The sequence below is a fragment of the Clostridium ljungdahlii genome, from assembly GCF_001636845.1.
In the GTDB taxonomy this organism is placed as follows: Bacteria; Bacillota; Clostridia; order Clostridiales; family Clostridiaceae; genus Clostridium_B; species Clostridium_B ljungdahlii_A.
The window spans coordinates 83,730-103,892 of record NZ_LITT01000002.1 but is presented as its reverse complement, the minus strand read 5'-3'; the positions used below and the strand labels follow the sequence as shown (position 1 = coordinate 103,892).

General features: G+C 30.0%; 20 protein-coding genes. 4 read left to right on the top strand and 16 right to left on the bottom strand.

From position 1 onward, the window contains the following. Positions 1-25: 25 nt before the first annotated feature. From WY13_RS01185 to WY13_RS01170, 4 genes are all read right to left on the bottom strand, one after another. Positions 26-1,552 (bottom strand): L-lactate permease, encoded by a 1,527-nt coding sequence (locus WY13_RS01185; RefSeq protein ID WP_063553892.1) that lies wholly within the window; start codon positions 1,550-1,552, stop codon positions 26-28. Positions 1,553-1,846: 294 nt separating this feature from the next. Beyond that, positions 1,847-2,545: a FadR/GntR family transcriptional regulator gene (locus WY13_RS01180; RefSeq protein WP_063553891.1), complete on the bottom strand. Its 699-nt coding sequence runs from the start codon at positions 2,543-2,545 to the stop codon at positions 1,847-1,849. Positions 2,546-2,593: 48 nt separating this feature from the next. Beyond that, the gene (locus WY13_RS01175) at positions 2,594-3,223 is read right to left on the bottom strand and encodes a ribonuclease H-like domain-containing protein (protein WP_192844967.1); all 630 of its coding nucleotides are present in this window, start codon (positions 3,221-3,223) and stop codon (positions 2,594-2,596) included. 73 nt (positions 3,224-3,296) lie between these two features. Next, a complete protein-coding gene (locus WY13_RS01170; RefSeq protein ID WP_063553889.1) occupies positions 3,297-4,022 on the bottom strand; it encodes an HAD-IB family hydrolase in 726 nt (241 codons plus the stop codon). A gap of 185 nt (positions 4,023-4,207) precedes the next feature. Between WY13_RS01170 and WY13_RS01165 the strand changes: the two genes are divergently transcribed. From WY13_RS01165 to WY13_RS20265, 3 genes are read left to right on the top strand one after another with little or no spacing between them, the layout of a single operon-like run. Further along, positions 4,208-4,435: a FeoA family protein gene (locus tag WY13_RS01165; protein ID WP_063553888.1), complete on the top strand. Its 228-nt coding sequence runs from the start codon at positions 4,208-4,210 to the stop codon at positions 4,433-4,435. Between the two features lie 37 nt (positions 4,436-4,472). Continuing rightward, the gene (feoB, locus tag WY13_RS01160; protein ID WP_063553887.1) at positions 4,473-6,239 is read left to right on the top strand and encodes a ferrous iron transport protein B; all 1,767 of its coding nucleotides are present in this window, start codon (positions 4,473-4,475) and stop codon (positions 6,237-6,239) included. Positions 6,240-6,253: 14 nt separating this feature from the next. Next, positions 6,254-6,415: a FeoB-associated Cys-rich membrane protein gene (locus WY13_RS20265; RefSeq protein WP_082848338.1), complete on the top strand. Its 162-nt coding sequence runs from the start codon at positions 6,254-6,256 to the stop codon at positions 6,413-6,415. A gap of 8 nt (positions 6,416-6,423) precedes the next feature. Here WY13_RS20265 and WY13_RS01155 read toward each other — a convergent pair whose 3' ends face one another. From WY13_RS01155 to WY13_RS01105, 11 genes are all read right to left on the bottom strand, one after another. Beyond that, entirely contained in the window at positions 6,424-6,801 is a 378-nt protein-coding gene (locus WY13_RS01155; protein WP_063553886.1) for a CBS domain-containing protein, read from the bottom strand. An 87-nt stretch (positions 6,802-6,888) separates the two neighbouring features. Beyond that, a complete protein-coding gene (locus tag WY13_RS01150) occupies positions 6,889-7,686 on the bottom strand; it encodes a ribonuclease H-like domain-containing protein (protein WP_063553885.1) in 798 nt (265 codons plus the stop codon). Positions 7,687-7,757: 71 nt separating this feature from the next. Next, entirely contained in the window at positions 7,758-9,452 is a 1,695-nt protein-coding gene (gene argS / locus WY13_RS01145; RefSeq protein ID WP_063553884.1) for an arginine--tRNA ligase, read from the bottom strand. 65 nt (positions 9,453-9,517) lie between these two features. After that, positions 9,518-10,504, bottom strand: coding sequence for a UDP-glucose 4-epimerase GalE (gene galE / locus WY13_RS01140; protein ID WP_063553883.1), 987 nt, complete (start codon positions 10,502-10,504; stop codon positions 9,518-9,520). A 219-nt stretch (positions 10,505-10,723) separates the two neighbouring features. Next, positions 10,724-12,094, bottom strand: a complete 1,371-nt coding sequence (locus tag WY13_RS01135) for an N-acyl-D-amino-acid deacylase family protein (protein WP_063553882.1) — start codon at positions 12,092-12,094, stop codon at positions 10,724-10,726. Positions 12,095-12,148: 54 nt separating this feature from the next. Then, entirely contained in the window at positions 12,149-13,225 is a 1,077-nt protein-coding gene (locus WY13_RS01130) for a polyamine ABC transporter substrate-binding protein (protein WP_063553881.1), read from the bottom strand. Between the two features lie 51 nt (positions 13,226-13,276). Then, on the bottom strand, positions 13,277-14,065 hold the full coding sequence (locus tag WY13_RS01125; protein ID WP_063553880.1) for an ABC transporter permease: 789 nt from the start codon (positions 14,063-14,065) through the stop codon (positions 13,277-13,279). 1 nt (position 14,066) lies between these two features. Continuing rightward, on the bottom strand, positions 14,067-14,936 hold the full coding sequence (locus WY13_RS01120; RefSeq protein ID WP_063553879.1) for an ABC transporter permease: 870 nt from the start codon (positions 14,934-14,936) through the stop codon (positions 14,067-14,069). Further along, positions 14,933-16,045, bottom strand: coding sequence for an ABC transporter ATP-binding protein (locus WY13_RS01115; RefSeq protein ID WP_192844962.1), 1,113 nt, complete (start codon positions 16,043-16,045; stop codon positions 14,933-14,935). The genes WY13_RS01120 and WY13_RS01115 overlap by 4 nt, the downstream gene beginning before the upstream one ends. 247 nt (positions 16,046-16,292) lie before the next feature. Next, on the bottom strand, positions 16,293-17,705 hold the full coding sequence (locus WY13_RS01110; protein WP_242866296.1) for a PH domain-containing protein: 1,413 nt from the start codon (positions 17,703-17,705) through the stop codon (positions 16,293-16,295). Next, on the bottom strand, positions 17,689-18,174 hold the full coding sequence (locus WY13_RS01105; protein ID WP_063553876.1) for a PH domain-containing protein: 486 nt from the start codon (positions 18,172-18,174) through the stop codon (positions 17,689-17,691). Before WY13_RS01105 ends, WY13_RS01110 begins: the two co-directional genes overlap by 17 nt. Before the next feature lie 196 nt (positions 18,175-18,370). On the opposite strand from WY13_RS01105, the gene WY13_RS01100 reads away from it, so the two are divergent. Next, entirely contained in the window at positions 18,371-18,649 is a 279-nt protein-coding gene (locus tag WY13_RS01100) for an ArsR/SmtB family transcription factor (RefSeq protein WP_063553875.1), read from the top strand. 557 nt (positions 18,650-19,206) lie between these two features. On the opposite strand, the gene WY13_RS01095 is transcribed toward WY13_RS01100, so the two are convergent. Continuing rightward, a complete protein-coding gene (locus tag WY13_RS01095; protein ID WP_242866295.1) occupies positions 19,207-20,115 on the bottom strand; it encodes a glycerophosphodiester phosphodiesterase in 909 nt (302 codons plus the stop codon). Positions 20,116-20,163: the final 48 nt, after the last annotated feature.

Genomic DNA, 20,163 nt, shown 5'->3' with positions numbered 1-20,163 from the left:
ATTCTCCTTTCGTAAGTATCAAGCTCTAATTAAATCCAAATATAGGTCCTGCAAAGTAAGCAATAATTCCTAAAATAATTACATAAACTATGCAAAACTTTAAAGTTGAATTTAGTATTTTTCCTTCCTGACCTGCAAGTCCAGTAGCTGCTGTTGCAACTGCTATACTTTGAGGTGATATCATTTTACCTGCTGTAGCTCCTCCAGTATTCGCTGCTGCAAGCCAGTACGGATTTAATCCAAGAGATTTGGCAACTTCAACTTGAAGTCCTCCAAAGAGTACATTTGCAGAAGTATCACTACCTGTTACAAATGTTCCAAGTGCACCAATTATAGGAGCAATAAGAGGATAAAATTTTCCAGTGGCTGCTACTAGAACAAGTGATATAGACTTTATCATCCCACTGTAACCCATTATCTTTGCAAGAGCTACTATGGCAATTATAGTAATAGCTGACTTATACATTTGCTTAAAGGTACTTCCAAGCACTCCAATTATTTCCCTAAGTTTAGCACCTTGGATAAGTCCACCAATAAATGTAGCTATTATAATTAAAGTTCCTGGATTGGACAACCAATTAAATGTATAAGGTGATCCTCCTTTTCCCGAATAAATAAGTACTGAAGTTTTTACGGAAGACAATGCCTTATTTATTGGTGGGAACAGGGCACTGCTTAATATTACAAATAAAAATACCAGTATAAAAGGCATCCATGCAAGTATTCCTTCTTTTGCGGGAACCTTTTCAGCTTGCTTATCAGCAGTATCTTTATAAAATATTTTGGCTACGGCAATTGTAACTATCATACAGCAAACAGATCCAAGTATAGCTGGAAGTTCAGCTCCAAGATATTTTGCAGCTAGAAGCTGCGGAACTGCGAAAGAAATTCCTGATGCAAGGGAAATTCCCCAAAATCCCTTTATAGCCTTCACACTTTTTCCTGTAAGCATTACAAGCACAACTGGAACAATCACAATTAAAATTACAAGCTGTAGTCCTACTGCATAACTTAGCTGAGTTACACTAATATTTGCAACTTTTGCAAGAGTTGTTACTGGGATTCCTATTGCTCCAAAAGCAGTAGGTGTTGTATTTGCAATAAGACATATGATAGCTGCAAATACAGGATCAAATCCAAGTCCTGCCAGTATACTTGCAGGTATGGCAACCGCAGTTCCAAATCCTGCTATAGCCTCCATAAATCCTCCAAAAGCCCAAGCTAAAATGAGAACTAATATTCTTTTATCTGTAGTAATACCTGTCATCATCTTTTTTATTACATCCATACTTTTAGTGTAAACTGTAATATTATAGGTGAAAACAGCAGCTATAATGACAATCATAATAGGCCATACTGCAAGAGCTATACCTTCAAGTGCCGCCGTAATTGCATTAAAAACTGGCATTTTCCATATAATTATAGCTAAAATCATGGTAATGACTAATGTGAAAGGGCATGTCTTTTGTCCTGGAATCTTTAGAGCCCCAAGTGATACCATTAGCCAAACAATTGGTATAAGTGCAATAAGAAAAAGTAAATAATTGTTCATTTTAATCCCCCTTGAAAAAACTTATTGGTATTATGGTAATACCACTTTTGACATTATATTAACATAATCATTTCAATTTTTCTACAATTGTTATATTGTTAACATTACTTATAATACATTGAATTTATTAAATTATGTTGTAGTCATAACGTTTTCAATGAAATTAGGGTATAGATAAAAATTTTTATCTATACCCTAATTTTCATATTATAGTGTACTAGCCGTTAACTTATTAACGTTAATAAGTTAACTATTTTATTTAAGCAAAAGGCTTTTTTTACATTTACCAGATGACTACATATTATTTCTAATATACTTATCCGTAAAATCTAAATGTTTTTTCATTTCTTCTGAAGCCATTTTAGCATCATGATTTTTAATAGCTTCACATATTTTAATATGCTGTGCTGCAAGTACTGATAGATTTCCTTCATCTACCAATATCTTACTTCTAGCCTCTTTTAAAAAGGAATCCATTAAAAAAGACATTGAATTTAAAATATTTTTTATCAAAAAATTTTCAGTAACTTGGGCAATTTGATAGTGAAATTGTTTATCAAGTTCTACATTATTTTTCTCATCTTTAGAAGTTTTGAAAGCATTTGCTAATCTCTCCAGATTATTTAGCTGCTCATCATTTATTTTTTCTGCAGCTATAGCTGCTGTCCTAACTTCTATAACTTTTCTAACTTCCATTATTTCTTCAGGTTTCCCACCTTGGAGCATAAATATTATGGACAATGGTTCAAACAAACTATCCTCAAAGCTTTGTTTTATAAAATTTCCTTCCCCCTGCCTGCTGTCTATGAGTCCTATAACTTGAAGTGCCCTTAAAGCCTCTCTTATAGAAGTCCTACTTACTTCAAACTTATCAACTAACTCTCTTTCAGAAGGAAGTTTGTCTCCCCTTTTTAAAGTACCATCCATAATCATATTTTCAATTTGTACTATTACATGTTCATATACCTTTGTACTCTTTATAGGTGTAAACATCAAATGAGCCACCTCAATTCATTTTATCTTATATTTACATAAATCATTCTATATATTTTGGGCAGAGCCTACAAAAACATCATTCCATTTTGTATATATATCAAATAAGCTTACCACATCCTGCTCGTTATACAATAATATTTTTTGTTTTTTCATTTCAGGCATTCTCTTTATATATTCATTGTCCTTTGCTATTTTACTAAAGGTTTTAGCCAAATTTGAACCACTTATTACTTCGTTTTCCCTATTTATTCCAAATTCTTTTTCCAACGCTTTTAGCCCTATGGATTTATGCATTTCTTTTTCATATTCTTTTTGCAAATCTATACTTATAAAATAATCTTTTATATTAAATTCTATACCATATTTCTCAAAAAGATAGTTTATTACTGTAAAATCATTGTTGCCTGAAAAAGTCACTATATATTTTTTTCCCATTTCAATCATAGTTTCAAAGTAACTTCTTGCTAAATCAAGTATATCTCTTACATCTTTGCTGTTTTCTATCATATACTGAGTTACTTTTAAGATTTGATTTTTGTAATCATAAAAGCAGCATCCAAATACTCCTATACATATTGGTTTCTTATATATATAATGCTCTAAATCAAAAAATACGGAATCTTTAAAAACACAGTTATTATTCTCTACTTTTAGTGAACTTTCTGTCATAGGCATTTCAACACCAACATCATTAAGTCTTTCTATCACTTTATCACTCTTCTCCAATTCATTTTAAAACATAGACAATTTATATATCATTTATGCACTTTGGTTCTAGTTTGTATATCATATCTTTTCTTTCTACTATTACTTTTGCCTTTTTGCTTAAAACACTATTATCTTTTATTTTTTTCAAAAGTTCCCGGGTTGGATTTACACAGACAGGATTTCCAACCATATTGAGCATTGCAAAGTCTCCTGAAGTATCCCCATATGCATAGCTTTTTGCTAAATCTATACCATATTTTTCAACTAATAATTCTATGGCTTTTTTCTTGCTAACGCTATCCCACATAGGAACAACTTCTCCCGTATAAATATCCCTACTATCTATAATATACACAGCTCCTACATAATCGTCAAATCCGTATCTAACAGCCATTTCCCTTACAAGCTCCACTGGACTTCCGGATACAGTTATAACCTTGTGTCCCTGCTCCTTATGCCATTTTATCATATCCCTAGTATAAGAATACACCCTATGACCTTTTTGTGAAACTACATTTTTGGCTATAAATTCTATTTGAGATCTGTGGAGACCTTTTATAGCTTCAATATATATACCAGCAATCTTTAAAAGATAATTATCATAATTCCCCTCTCTTTTATCCCACTTTTCATATTCTGGTTTAACTTCCTTATACCATCTTTCTCCAGGTATTACTTCATACTTTACCAGTTTTTTGAATACCTCTGTTATAAGACCCTCTCTATATAAAGTGCCATCAATATCAAAAAAAGCTGCTATACTCATACTCTTTATTCTCCTTAACTATTATTTTAAAAAAAATAAATATATCTTATTATTTTAACATACATACTTATAATATCAATATTCGAAAAAAATAATCGGTTGACAGCATATTTTTAATATGATATTATAATATCAGAAATGATAATGATTTTCATTATATTTAACAAATTGGGAGGTGGCTTTATATGAGTATTTGCGATTTAAAACTAGGTGAAATTGGAATGATAAAAAGTATAAGTGGTAATGAAAAATTAGTTAAAAGACTTCTTGCTCTTGGATGCATAGAAGGGACTGAAGTATTATTAAAAAATTGTGCTCCTTTAGGGGATCCTATAATTATAAACTTAAGGGGTTTCAATTTAGCTATACGTAAAAAGGATGCACAAAATATATCAGTAAATGTCCCTGCATAAAATTATTAATAATGAAGTTATAGACGGGAGGAGTAATATGATCGTAGCAGCTTTACTTGGCAACCCAAACGTAGGTAAAACTTCTTTATTTAATCATCTAACTGGTTCAAATCAATATGTTGGAAACTGGGCTGGAGTAACCGTTGAAAAAAAGGAAGGTTACGTAGATAATTTTATAAAAATTGTAGATTTGCCCGGAATATATGCCATGGATACATATTCTAATGAAGAAAAAGTATCCAAAGAATTTTTACTTACAGGAAATCCAAGCGTAATAATAAATATTGTAGATTCATCAAATCTAAATAGGAATCTATATCTTACAACTCAATTGAAACAATTTAATAAACCTATTATATTAGTTTTGAATATGATGGATGCAGCAGAATCTAAAGGATTAAAAATAAATTTTTCAGCACTTTCTAAAGAACTAGGAGTAACAGTGGTTCCAATTGTAGCAGCTAAAGGAAAAGGTATAGACAACCTTCTTGAAATTCTTAAAAGTGGTAACTTTTTAAAGGAAACAGATAATAGCAAATTTATCTTTGAAAATGAAAAAGCGGCCTATTCCTATATAAATAATACTTTAAACAAATGTGTTAAGGAAACGAAAAAAAATATTACTTCAACTACTGAAAAAATAGATAAAGTAGTTTTAAATAGATTTTTAGCTTATCCAATATTTTTAATATGCTTAATATTGATTTTCAAATTTACTTTTAGCTGGGTAGGTCAACCTACTGCAGATATTTTTGACAATTTTTTAGAAAGCTTCTTAAAACCGGATTTAAAGATGCTCTTAACAGGAACAAGTAACTGGTTTAGTTCTCTTTTAGTAGATGGTATTCTATCTGGTGTAGGATCTGTAGTTGTGTTTTTCCCCGTTATATTCTGTTTATTTTTAGGAGTATCTTTTCTGGAGGACAGTGGATACATGGCAAGAGGGGCTTTTATAATGGACAAACTTATGAGAAAAATGGGGTTGTCTGGAAAAGCTTTTATACCACTTATAGTAGGTTTTGGTTGTTCCGTGCCTGCAATTATGACTTCTAGGACACTTGAAAGTGAAAAAGATAGAAAATTAACAGCATTACTTATACCTTTAATGTCATGTAATGCCAGATTACCTATATATGCACTATTTGCATCAGCTTTTTTCACTAAAAATAAAACTACTGTAGTACTTTCTTTGTACATTCTTGGAATCTTTATAGCCTTTTTAATTGGCCTTATTTTTAAAAATACCTTATTTAAAAAAGACGAAGAACCTTTTATAATAGAACTTCCTGAATACAATATTCCTGAATTAAAAAGCTTGTTATTTCACACTTGGGAAAAAGCTAAGGGATTCTTAAAAAAAGCAGGTACCATAATATTTTCCATGTCGGTTTTAATCTGGTTTTTGACTAACTTCAATTTATCTGGTATGGTATCCATGGATAAGAGTATTCTATCTTCTATCGGTAAACTAATAAGTCCTATATTTTCACCAATGGGATTTGGCACCTGGCAAAGTTCAGTATCACTTATTACAGGTATCACTGCAAAAGAAATTGTATTAAGTACTATGAGTATTGTATATGGGGGAAATTTAGTCACCTCTCTTCAAAGTCAATTTTCTCCTATTTCCGCTTATGCATTCTTAGTTTTTGTATTGCTATATACCCCTTGTATATCTGCAATAGCAACCATGAAAAAGGAATACGGAAGCAAAATGGCAGTATTCTCAGTAACATATCAACTTTTACTAGCATGGATATCTTCTTTTACCGTATTTAATATAGCTTCTCTGATATTTAAGTAATGGAGGCGTTTTAATTGTTAGAGATTATAGTAACAATAATTATTGCAGGAACAGCCTTGTATATACTTTATAGAAATATTAAAAATAAAGCCAAAGGTAAATGTGATTGCGGATCCTGTGCTGGTTCAAAATGTCCCTATCATACAAAAGATTGTAATAATATAAAAAAGTTCTGATATAAATATCAGAACTTTTTTATAACATAATCCAATATATCTTCGATGGATATAATTCCCTTAACTGTATTTTCATCATCAATTACAGGAATAGATACTATGTTCTTTTCCCTCAGTCTTTTTGCAACAGCTAAAATATCTTCATCACTTTTAGCTGTAACTACATCCTTTGCCATAACCCAGTCAACAGGACATGTATCATAATGTCCTTCTTCCATTAAGAACCTGTATATATCTGCTTTTACTATCATACCTGTTAGTTTACCGTTTTCATCAACTACTGGTGCTCCATTTATATTATGGTCATACATTATCTCTAGAGCTTTATGGAGACTATCTTCTCTCTTTAATTTTACAATATCAGAATGCATTATCTCTCCTACCATACTATTATCCCTCCTTATTTCAATTATACAATCATTTTTCAATATAAAGTACAAATATTTTAAAAATTTAATTTTATATTAAAAGTATTAGTAACTATTATTTATTATATTTACTAATTCATCACAATCACTTTCACCTTTTAGGAGATGGTCTATGACGTGAGAAGCGGCTCTTTTAGATACTTTTTCTAATTGAATATCTAGTTGTATATTATTCTTTTTCAAAAGTATTTTTAAATATTTTAACTGTTTCTCTGTAATACAATTTTCCCTTACAATCAAATTATTATTTTTAATTTTGCAAGCAAATTCATGTATTTTAGGTAAATTTAAAACATCTTCATAATTGTGCAGCATTACAGTTTTCTTTATATTTTCATTTTTACTTTCTAGAAATTCTTTGTACAGATCTACACTAATTCCACCATCTATTTTATCTTTTCGGTCTATTCCCACATATTTTTCTACAGTCTTTAAATTACATCTTTCCATTCCAAGTTGTTTATAGTAAGGTCTTATAAGCCTGTACAAATCTATGTGATGTTCAGGAGTTTCAAAGCATATGTTGTTTTGATGAGCCCTCTCTTTTATAAAGGGCTCATCAAATGCTATTCCATTATAGGAACACCAACTGCTATATTTTTTTACATCTAATCCAAAATTATATATAACTTCCCTTTCATCTTCTAAAACATCCGAAAAATACTGTTTCATTTCAAAGTCATCCCTGCTTAAGAATCTCCCAAAAGATATAAGTATTATGTTGTCATGTTCCCTGTCAAATCCTGTTGTCTCTATATCAAAATATGCTATATCATCCATATTACAACTTGAAAATATATCTTCTGAAATATTTATACGCTGTTTATACTCTTTGATTTCCATAACCTAGTTACTAAGTAACTTCTCCATCTCCATTCTGCTGTAGAATTGAATTCAAAATACAAATGCTATTTTTACATCTTTTCTACTACATCTATTCCCAGTAAATTCAGGCCATTTTTTATTACCTGGCAGGAAGCCTTTACAAGCTGAATCCTAGCTGCCTTTACACCTTCATCTTCAGCATTCATAATGCTGTGTGCATTGTAGAACTTATTAAAGGCTTTAGCTGCATCTATTACATATCTAGTTACTATAAATGGTTCCAACTTATTTATAGCACTTAATACTGCCTTATTAAAACCATGAAGTATTTTTACAAGTTCAAATTCCTCTTTACTACTTAATTTGCTGTAATCTACATTTTCACTTACATCTGCAGGAGCTTTTCTTAATATGCTCTTTCCTCTAGCATAGCTATATTGTACATAAGGACCAGTTTCTCCTTCAAAGCTTAGCATTTCATTCCAGTCAAATACTATATCTCTTTCTCTGTTGTTTTTTAAATAAGTAAATATAACAGCACCTATTCCTATCTTCTTTGCAACTTCTTCCTTATTTTCAAGCTCAGGATTTTTTTCATTTATTATTTCAAGGGTTCTCTCTATAGATCTATTTAATAAATCCTCTAAAAATATTACATCTCCCTTTCTTGTAGAAAGTTTTTTATCTGCAAATCTTACAAGACCAAAACCTACATGTGTACATGAATCTGCCCAATCATTTCCCATTAATTTAAGTGTAGTAAATACCTGTTTAAAGTGAAGTGATTGGTCAAGCCCTACTACATATATGCATTTATCAAAATCATAAGTTTTCTTTCTATATATAGCTGCAGCCAAATCACGTGTTGCATATATAGTAGCTCCATCAGATTTTTTTACAATACAAGGAGGTATGTTATAATCATCAAGCATTACAACTCTTGCTCCATTACTCTCTACTAAAAGCCCTTTTTTGTCTATTTCCTCTACAACAGCATCCATTTTATCTGAATAAAAACTTTCTCCTGTATAGAAATCAAAATCCACATTTAAAAGATCGTATATCTTTTTAAATTCTCTAAGGCTTAAATCTTTAAATTTTTTCCAGAGAGTAACTTCTTCCTCACATCCATCTTCTAATTTTTTAAAATACATTCTACCTTCTTCATTGAGTGAAGGATCTTTTTCAGCTTCTTCATGAAATTTAACATATATTCTTAAAAGCTCTTTTATTGGATCTTTATGTAGGGAATCTTCATCACACCATCTTTTATAAGCGGATATGAGTTTTCCAAATTGAGTTCCCCAATCTCCCAAATGATTTATTCTGGTGCAGTTATATCCTTGAGAACTTATTATTTTATACAATGCATTTCCAACAGATGTACTAAAAAGATGTCCCACATGAAATGGCTTTGCAATGTTAGGTGACGAAAACTCTACAACTACATTTTTTCCTTTACCTAGTTCAGATTTTCCGTAATTCTCTCCTTCTTTTAATACCTTCTCTAAAGTATCTTTTGTAAAAGCTGCTTTATCTACAAAAAAATTTAAATAAGGTCCTAGATTTTCAACTTTCTCAAAATATTCTTTGTCTAATTTACTTTTTAATTCTTCTGCAATCATATTTGGAGATTTTCTTAATGTCTTTGCCAATTGAAAACATGGAAAGGCATAATCTCCCATCTCAGGCTTTGGAGGTATCTCTATCAAACCTTTTATAAAATCCAATTCCAAATCTACATTTTCTTTAATTCTTTCTGCTATTATTTCTTTATAGTCCATAACTTTATGTTAAATAAATTTATATTTATTTAACAACATTCAACTCCTCTCCTGTTTACATTCTATTATTTTTCATATCCAGTTATATGATTTTTATGCCAATTCCAGGCAGTCCCAATAATGTTCTCCAGAGAATTATACTTCGGCTTCCATCCAAGTTCATCCTGGGCTTTCTTAGAAGAAGCCACAAGCACTGCTGGATCTCCTTGCCTCCTAGGTGCAATTTCAGCCTCTATTTTTTCCCCTGTTACCTTCCTTGAAACTTCAATTACTTCTTTTACAGAAAATCCTTTTCCATTTCCTAAATTATAAATCTTACTTTCATTATCTTTCATAATTTTATCCAGTGCTAAAAGATGAGCATTAGCTAAATCAGTTACATGAACGTAATCTCTAACACAGGTACCGTCTTCTGTATTGTAATCATCCCCAAATATGAATATTTTATCTCTCTTTTTTAAGGCTACTTGAAGTATTATTGGAATTAAATGAGTTTCAGGTCTGTGATCTTCTCCTATAGCCCCATTTATATGTGCTCCAGCTGCATTAAAATATCTCAGTGCAGCATACTTTATACCATATGCCCTATCACTCCACTTCAAAACTTTCTCCACTGTAAGCTTTGACTCTCCATAGGGGTTGGTAGGATATGTAACTGCATTTTCTAAAATTGGTATACTTTTTGGTTCCCCATAAGTAGCTGCGGTTGATGAAAATACAATATACTTTACATTATGCTTTCTCATTGCTTTAAGCAAATTTAAAGTTCCACCTACATTATTATCAAAGTATTTAAGAGGTTCATCTACACTTTCCCCTACAAGAGAATAAGCAGCAAAATCTATTACAGCTTCAATTTCATTTTCTCCAAATACTCTGTCAAGTATATTATCGTCTCTTAAATCTCCTTCATATACCTTTCCACCTAAAATTGCAGATCTATGCCCTTTTTCAAAATTATCTAATATGATAACTTCTTTTTTATTTTCCAATAACTCCGCAACCATATGACTGCCTATGTATCCGGCTCCACCGCAAACTAAAATTGCCATTATAAAACCTCCAATATAAATTATAACTTTATAGTCATTTAAATACTATATTTTATATTTTATATCTATTTCATCCTATTTGTCTACTATGGTTGTAATTATACTCTATACAATGCCATAAAGAGCATAACTTAATTAAAAATCGGTATGCTCTTTATAAGGCATTTTCAAAGAAATAACTAATCAATATGCTAGCCTATTTTCTTTCAAATGCCTAATTTAATTCATTTTAATTGCCCTTCCAGGCAAAATATCTTTTTTAATTTTACCATACTTAACTATTACATGTCCATTAACTATTACATAATGAACTCCATCTGGATAAGCATCTGGTCTTCCTTTTCCCAAAAAGTCGGCTTTATCTTCAATGGTATCCATATCAAATATTACTAGATCTCCATCACATCCTACAGACAACCTTCCCTTATTTTTGAGGCCAAGTATATTTGCCGGTATCAAAGTACATTTTTTTATAGCATCAATAAGAGAAATATACTTTTTCTCTCTTACCATCTTTTTAAAGAAGCGTGGAAATGTACCACAATTTTGAGGATGACCTTCTCCTATGTCTCCTGTAGGAGAAGGACCTGTATCTGAAGACAGTACTACATAATCTTTTAATAGTGCTTCATAAATCTCTTCTTCTACTCCAGTGTAACAAATTATAACTGCGTCCTCATCATTTTGTCTCATTTTGTCATACAATTTCTTTGTAAGACACTTGCCTTTAAGTTTTCCTGAAGCTATATATAGATCACTGAACTTCCAGCCAAATTTTTCAATATGGTCTTCATCAAAAACACTGGTGTTTATACCTGTTGCAAAAGAAGTATACATTCCGCTGTCTGCCCATATATTTACTCCATTTTTTCTTGCCTTATCTAAAATATCAAGTGCCTCTGTCATAACTCCTTCTCCATATTGATATACCAAATGAGATACCTGAACTAGTGCACCTGTAATTTCTGAGATCTTAACAGCTTCTTTAAGAGATTCTAAATCATCGGGAGCCTTAAGCCTTGTGTGAATAGAAATTAACTTCTTATACTGTGAAGCAAGCTTGCTTAAAGCTATAACTTCTTCAAAGGAAGATCCTGGAGCATATTCAAGTCCAAAGGATAACCCCACAGCTCCATTTACAAATTCTTTTTCCAAAAGTTTTTTCATTTCCTCTATTTGAGTTTTTGTCGCATTTATATAGGGATTATCAATTCCAACTTTATGTCTTAAGCTAAAGGAATGGCCTATAAATTGAAGTTGATTTATGAGAAAGCCATTTTTATTTTGTGTTTCAAAAAACTTGTTCAAATTTGTAGGACCACCACCACAATTTCCACCTACTGTTGTAGTAACTCCTTGAACTAAAGACAATTCTCCACAGCTCATATTTCCATCAATATGGGCATGAATATCTATAAAACCCGGGCATACTATACAATTTTTAGCATCAATTTCCTTTTTACCACTTATATTTTCGCTAGTAATTGAAGCTATCTTACCATTTTGAACTGCTAGATTGCCATGGAATATTTTTTCATTTTCTGGATCTGCTATTTGAGCGTTTTTTATAACTAAATCATAGATATTCATAAACTTGCCTCCCCCATACAGTTTCATTTAAGGTCTATATTTAAGTTTTCAATGTTATTGTTGTTTGAATTCGGACCATATTAAATCATAGGTCTTTGCAGCATTACCTACATCTCTAAATCTTTCAGCCCTATTTAATTCTGAATCTGGAATAAATACCGCCTTGTCGTTTAAATAACTACTCGACATAAATTTCTTGGCAGCTTTATTTGTATTTACATATTGATTAATTGTCGTAGCTTCATTGCTTATTTTACCATCCAGCATAAAGTTTATGAACTTTTCAGCATTTTCCTTGTGAGGTGCTTTTACTGGTATAATAAAATTATCTTCTTCTGCATTCATGCCCTCTTCTGGATATACTATTTTAAACTTAGAATTTGTCTTAACTGCAGTAGATGCTTGAGAACCATACATAAATCCTACTGTTGCATCTCCATTAATAAGACTATTATGAGGTGTATCTGCATTAAGTACTTTTACATTTGGCTTTAATTTTTTAAGTTCTTCCTTAGCCTGAGCCAATTTCTTAGAATCCGTCTCATTCATGGAATATCCCAATTTTTTAAGAGTCATGCCTATTACTATTCTAGGATCGTCTACAAGTACAAGAGAATTTTTAAGTGTAGAATTCCATAAATCTTTATATCCCTTTATAGGAATTTTAACTTTTTCTGAATTATATACTATTATCTGACTTCCTAATGTATAAGGAATAGAATATTTGTTGCCTTTATCATAAAGTTGATTTAAAAATCGAGGATCTACATTTTTATAATTTGGTATCTTTGACTTGTCTATAGGCTGCATTAAAATATTTTTTTGCTTTCCCATAACTTCAATAATATAATCACTGCATATTACTACATCATATTCAGATCCCTTTGCTGCCTGAAGTTTTGTAAGCATTTCCTCGTTAGTTGAAAAGTTACTGTAATTTACCTTTATACCTGTTTTGTTCTGAAATTCTTTTACTACAGAATCGGGTACATAATTAGCCCAGGTAAACACATTTACTACTTTTTCATCATTTCCGGAAGCCTGTTTTTGACTTCCGCAGCCAGACAAAGTAGCAATCGTACATGCAACTATTACTGATAAGCTCAATAGTTTTAATAATTTCTTTTTCATTTAATATTCCCCTCTCATTGTATTAAAATTAATATTCATAGAGATTTCAACCTATACTTTTTTTATCCCTATTAGTTTAATAATTTGTGCAGAAGCTAAAATTACAAATGTAACTAAAAGCATAAGGGTACAAAGGGCATTTATCTCTGGAGATAACCCAAATTTAAGCATAGAAAATATCTTTATTGGAAGAGTTGTGCTTTCCGCTCCCGATACAAAAAAGTTTATAATTACATCATCAAAGGAAAGAACAAATGCAATCATTGCCCCTGAAAATATGCCCGGTAATATGAGTGGAAGTGTAATACTGGTAAAAACCTTAAGCCTATTTGCTCCAAGATCCATAGCTGCATCCTCCATTGACAAATCGAATCCTGCAAGTCTTGATCTAACTATTATAAACACAAAAGGAATACTAAAAGTTGCATGTGCTAGAACTAAGGTACCTATACCAAGGGTTAGCCCAATTTGTGAAAAATACACAAGCAATGCAATTCCCATAATAATTTCAGGTATAACAATCGTTATATTTAATAGTCCTTCCACTGCACTTTTCCCCTTAAATTTATACTTATACAATCCTACAGCCCCTATTGTACCTATTATTGAAGAAACTATGGTACTTATAACTGCTATAGTCAAGCTATTTTTAAATGCAACTATAACATTTGAATCATCAAACAACTGCTTATACCAGTTAATAGTAGTTCCATTCCATGCTGCCCCTGTTTTTGCACTGTTAAAAGAATAAACTACAACTACAGCTATAGGTAAATATAAAAAAATGAATACAAGCACTATATACAAGACAGAAGTTCTCTTAAGAATTTTATTTATCATGCTAAAAAACCTCCAAATCCACTTTTTTACCTACTAGCTTAGTACTTACATGCAAAAGTATCAGTGTAATAATTATCATAAATACAGATAGTGCTGCACCAAAAGGCCAATCACGAGATATTAAAAATTGGTTTCTAATTAAATTGCCTATGAGCATTACCTTGCTTCCTCCCATAAGATCACATATATAAAATAATCCAAGGGAAGGTATAAAGACTAAAATACATCCAGCTACAATTCCAGGCTTGGTAAGCGGTAAAGTTACTGTTAAAAATGCTCTAAGAGAAGTTGCACCTAAATCTTTAGCTGCTTCAATGTAATTTTTATTAACTTTTTCTATAGATGTGTAAAGTGGTAGTACCATAAATGGGAAAAGAGTATATATCATTCCTATAAGTACAGCTCCATAAGTATACAACATTTCAAGAGGTTCTTTTATAAATCCCACTTTAATAAGTAAATTATTCACAAGTCCCTCTGTACTTAAAAGTGTCATCCAAGCATAGGATCTTATAAGAGAGTTAGTCCAAAAAGGGACAATTATAAGCATTACAACAAATATACGAAATTTTTTTGGTATTTTTACTACAAGATATGCAAATGGATATCCTACAACTAAAGTAAATAAAGTAGTTATAAGTGCAATTAATAAGGAGTCTATAAATACCTTAAGATACAGTGGTGATATAATTCTTTTATAGTTATCCAGAGAAAATACGAAATCAATTCCACCATTTATCCCCCTTTGTAGAAAGCTTATAAATATAACATAGCAAATTGGTACTCCCATTAAAACTATCATCCAAAGAGATACAGGCCCTATAAAAAAACTTTTTTCAAAATTTAACGGCCTCTTTTTTTCAGTCTTCAACTTACCATCACCTTGCTTGTTTGATTAATCTCATCAGTATTCTCTTTATTATCTATTATAATAGCATCCTTTACGTTCCAATATATCCATAAAGTTTCATTAATTTCTGGTATCCTTGAATTTTTATCATAATTATTGGATACAATTTTTCTTCCATCTTCTAAAATAAAAGTGGTTCTTATATTAGAACCTAAGTATGCATTTTCTTGGGCTATTGCCTCAATACTAAAATTTTTAACTTGATTTAAAGAATATTTAACATTTTCAGGTCTAACTAAAACACACACCTTGTCTCCTAAATTGAATGCTTTATTTAAAGCAGCAATTTTAAACTCTCCAGTTTTCAATATAACCCTATCTTGAAAAATATCTTCCACAGTTGACTCAAACAAGTTGGATTCACCTATAAAACTTGCTACGAACCTGGTTTTAGGATTTTCATATATATCTCTAGCGTCACCTACCTGTTCTATAGATCCTTCATTCATTATAACTATACGGTCAGACATATTTAATGCCTCTTCCTGATCATGAGTTACATATACAAATGTTATCCCCAGTTTTTTTTGAAGCATCTTTAATTCCATCTGCATTTGTTTTCTTAATTTAAAATCTAGAGCACCTAGAGGTTCATCTAAAAGCAATATTTTAGGTTTATTAATAAGTGCCCTTGCAATTGCTACCCTTTGTTTTTGACCTCCGCTTAACTGAGAAGGCATTCTTTTTTCATAATTACTTAACTGTACAAGCTCTAGCATCTCATTAACACGTTCTTTTATTTCTAACTTCTTAACTTTTTTAATTTTTAAACCATAGGCTACATTATCAAATACATTCATATGCGGAAAAAGAGCATAGTTTTGAAATACCGTATTAATATCCAATTCATAAGGTTGCCTATTTTCTATAGGCTCTCCATCTAAGAGAATACTCCCAGCAGTGAGTTTTTCAAAACCTGCAATCATTCTAAGTGTAGTTGTCTTTCCACAGCCACTTGGTCCGAGAATAGTTAAGAATTCACCTCTTCTAATATCAAGTGAAATATTTTTTACTATCCTTTGTTCATCAAAAACTTTTGCCAAATTAACAAGTCTCAGAATACTTTCCAATGTTTCCACCTCCATATTATGGTATTAAAAAGCTTCTGACTCTTTACAGAGACAGAAGCCCACTTCTGCGATCTTTATTCACTCTGCCATACTGTTTTACCATACTGTATTGTAGAGAATAAAAAATTTGTAACTACAGCTTTTAATATCAATTCCTACTGTTTTACTCACATTTAATTATATGGTTATAATAGCATATTCAAACATTTTAGTCAATTATTTTATACTATTGTACTGCCAACTATTGTTATTTAAAAAAAGTTTCAATAATATTATCTTTTAAATTTTTGACCTTTAACTCTTTTCCATAATTAGAACTATATAAAATAAATTTGTAATTGCAACCCCCATTATTGTGTTGAAAATAATTATATGATAAAGTCACAGATTGTATAGTCGACATCTTTAAAACAGATTGAGTTTTATTAAAACTATTATGACATACGCAAACTAAACTTCTACTTACTCCCAGTGCAGTATTTTTAAATTCCATATGTCCTATAATAAATAATATTATAAACATGGCTATGCTAAATAGAATAAAGCTTGGTTTTATAAATGCAATTATCCAAGTTACAATTATCCAAAAAATAATTTTCTTATAAAAAAAACCAAAATATACATTACTAAGAGGTTTATTAAAATTATCTTCATACAAAAATTCATTAAGTAAATCTTTTAATATTTTATCTTTCAATTGGCTATTACATATAGGATATAGTATAGCTTTTTCTCCTTTTTCATCTCCATATCCAATACTCTCTACTTCTATAGTAAAATAGCCAAAAATCTGCATTAAAATGGTCTGTTTAAGATGTATCCCTTTAATCTTTTCTCTATCAAAACTATAATTTTTCTTATTTAAAGCTCCATAATTTATGCAAATTTTATTATTATCAGCCCACATCCTAAAATTATAATATTTTATAAAATTATATATAATAGACAAACATAAACTTACAAATAATATAATACAAACTATAATTACTATTATATAAATTTTTTTATAAAAAGTTACATAATGAAACCCTCTAAAATATTTAGATGTATCAATATTAAATTTAAGTAATTTTTTAACACGTTCCTCAAAAAATTGCTGTATAGCAAGAAATATAGCTAGTCCCTTAAACAATGAATTAGAAATAATAGAATATATAAATAATTCTTTTGAACCTAAACTATAAGATCCCTCATATTTATTTTTAAGTACATCCTTATTTTCCTTAAGCAGTATATTTCTAAGCTTCTCAGCCCTTCTTCTATTTAAAGTGAATTTCAATTCATTTCCATGATCCTTTGCATCTCCTGTATCAATCTTTATAGTTGCTACATTAAAAATTTGTTCAAAGAAATTTGTTGAAATGTCCACCGTATTGATTTTTTCTAAAGGGACTTCTACTTTTTTTACGCTAAAAACACCTTCTTTGTGATAAATAGACTTTTCTCTTATTATAAAAATGTTTTTTCTCCATTCTATAATCTCATATGCTAGAAGTAGTATTAATAGAACTACTGCAATTAAAATTTCTAATCTAAATCCAATCCACTTAATTAAGAATCCTGATGCAAAAATAATTCCTATCATTTCTTTTAATATTGTGCCTAAACTATAAAATAATTTGAAGAAATGATTTCTCTCTATCCTATCCAATTTTATCACCCAATTCTATAACATCTTTAAGATTATTTGCGACTTTTTCAGCATCTTCCACAGCTACAGCAGGAATTTTATGTGTACCTCCTGCCGTTATTATATTTATAGAAGCTATTTTGCACATTCTTTCAATTGGTCCCTGTTCTATTTTTAAATTTTGAATTCTAGAAATTGGAATTATTGTTCTTTTTCTTATGATTATGCCTTCTATAAGTTCAATTTTATCTTCAAATATACCATATTTCCACTGTTTATACTCTAAAAAAGGCCATATAAAACTATCCAAAATTGAAACAAATATTATTATTCCAGTTAAAAGATTTAAAATACATTTTAGTACTTTCATATCTTCAATTCTTGGCATTAAGAACAAATTTACACATACCACATATAAAGCTATAAATATAACACTAGTTACTGTCCTTCCAATAATCCATGATTTTATAGCGCTTTTATGGATTTTATCATAATTCATAGTTAATCTCCTTTACATATCTAGTGTACTTGCTTGTACACTAATTAGTTTTGCCTATATTATATATTACATAATTATATTTAATATTTTAAAATTTAATAAATCTTTTATAATTATTATATATTGACGTTTATATTTCTATATCATAATATGTAAATGTAAAGATTCAAATATAGAAATATAGCGAGGTAGAACTATGGACAATAATTATAAAGAGTATGCCGATACTGCTGAACTTCTTAAGGTACTGGCACATCCTATTAGACTATGTATAGTCAGAGGATTATTAGATAAAGGTTGTTGTAATGTTACCCACATGCAAAATTGCCTTGAAATTCCTCAGTCAACTTTATCGCAGCACTTACAAAAATTAAGGACAGCAGGAATTATAGAAGGAACTAGAAACGGACTTGAAGTTAATTACAGTGTTTGTAATAAAACAGCTATTGATCTGATTCATGTCTTGTTTAAGTAATCTCAATGATCTATAGAGTTTCAAAGTAGAAAGTTAACTTATACCAGCCATATACTAACAAATTTCATCACACTAAAAACTTTTTATAAGTCTAAAGCTCGGTATTTTGAAAATCTAAAGAAGCCTATATAAACTCGTACCTCAGACATATATAAGCTTCTAAGATTTTCTAAAATACCTCACTAAGACTTATAAAAAAAGTTTTTAAGTTTGATTTCAATTTTGTTAGTATATTTTATGTATAAGTAACTTTTAAATTGAAAACCATATATATATTTTTTTTCTAACTAAAAAATAACTTATGCCCAGAGATATCTTTACAATAAATAAACATATTTAACGGTGCTTGTTTTTGTAAAAATATTTGGAGCATAAGTTTATTTTTCGTTTAGAAAACTATGATAGATTATTGTAATTTCAAAAATATTAAATTTAAAGCTTATTGAAATAAAGCTGCAATAACACTACTATATTTTAGATTTTCTATAGTGTTAACGGAAGAAAATCATCCATAACTATTAATTCTTAATTCTCAATTTTTAATTGTACTTTAATAGCTATACAGGATTTTTTCTTAACTTTACCTCTTGTTTACTTGGATAAATGGTATCAGAATATATATAATCTACCCCCATTTTAGCAGCTCTTTTAAAATCTTGTCTTCTGTCAATTGTCCAACAAAATACCTTTAATCCATCTTTATGAGCCAATTGTACAATTTTCTTATTAAGGAAATCATATCTGGAGTCTAAAGCTACAGCCCCTATAGATTTTGCATACATATAACCATGGAGTCTGCTATTTGGATTTATAATGGGCATTATACGAATTTCATTATCCCTACTTTTTAAATATTCCAAAGCTGGATAATTAAATGAATGAACAATAACTTTTTTTTCGTAACCATATTCATGAATAATATCTAAAAATGTATTAATATCTCTATTTCTTTTACTTAGAAATTTAATTTCAAATATTGGTACAAGATTGTATTTAGAACATTCCGTCAATGCTTCCTCAAATCGAGGTACTTTTAAATTAGGATATTGAGCTATATTTGCCCCCTTATCAATCTTAAGCTCATCTATTTCGTCTGACGACTTTTTTGTTATTTGTCCCCTTCCATTAGTTGTTCTATTAAGTGTAGGATCATGGAGTAAATATAAAACACCATCGGAGGAAGAACATACATCTAATTCTACTCCCCAATATCCCATTTTACCTGCAGTATCAATAGCAGGAATGGAATTTTCAGGAGCAAATTTATTTGCTCCACGATGAGCTATTACTATAGGTTCACTTGGCATTACAGTATTATTAACTTTTTTTGGTGTCTTGTTCTTTCTTTTATAATTTATATTACTTAATTTATTAATTTTTATATTATACGAATATTTAAGAGAAAGAGAATTAGTATTGTAATAAAAAGTTACAGCCATAACTTTTAAAAGTAATACAGTAAACAATATAAGGATAACATTTGTAAATACCTTTTTATAAATACTATTACCCCC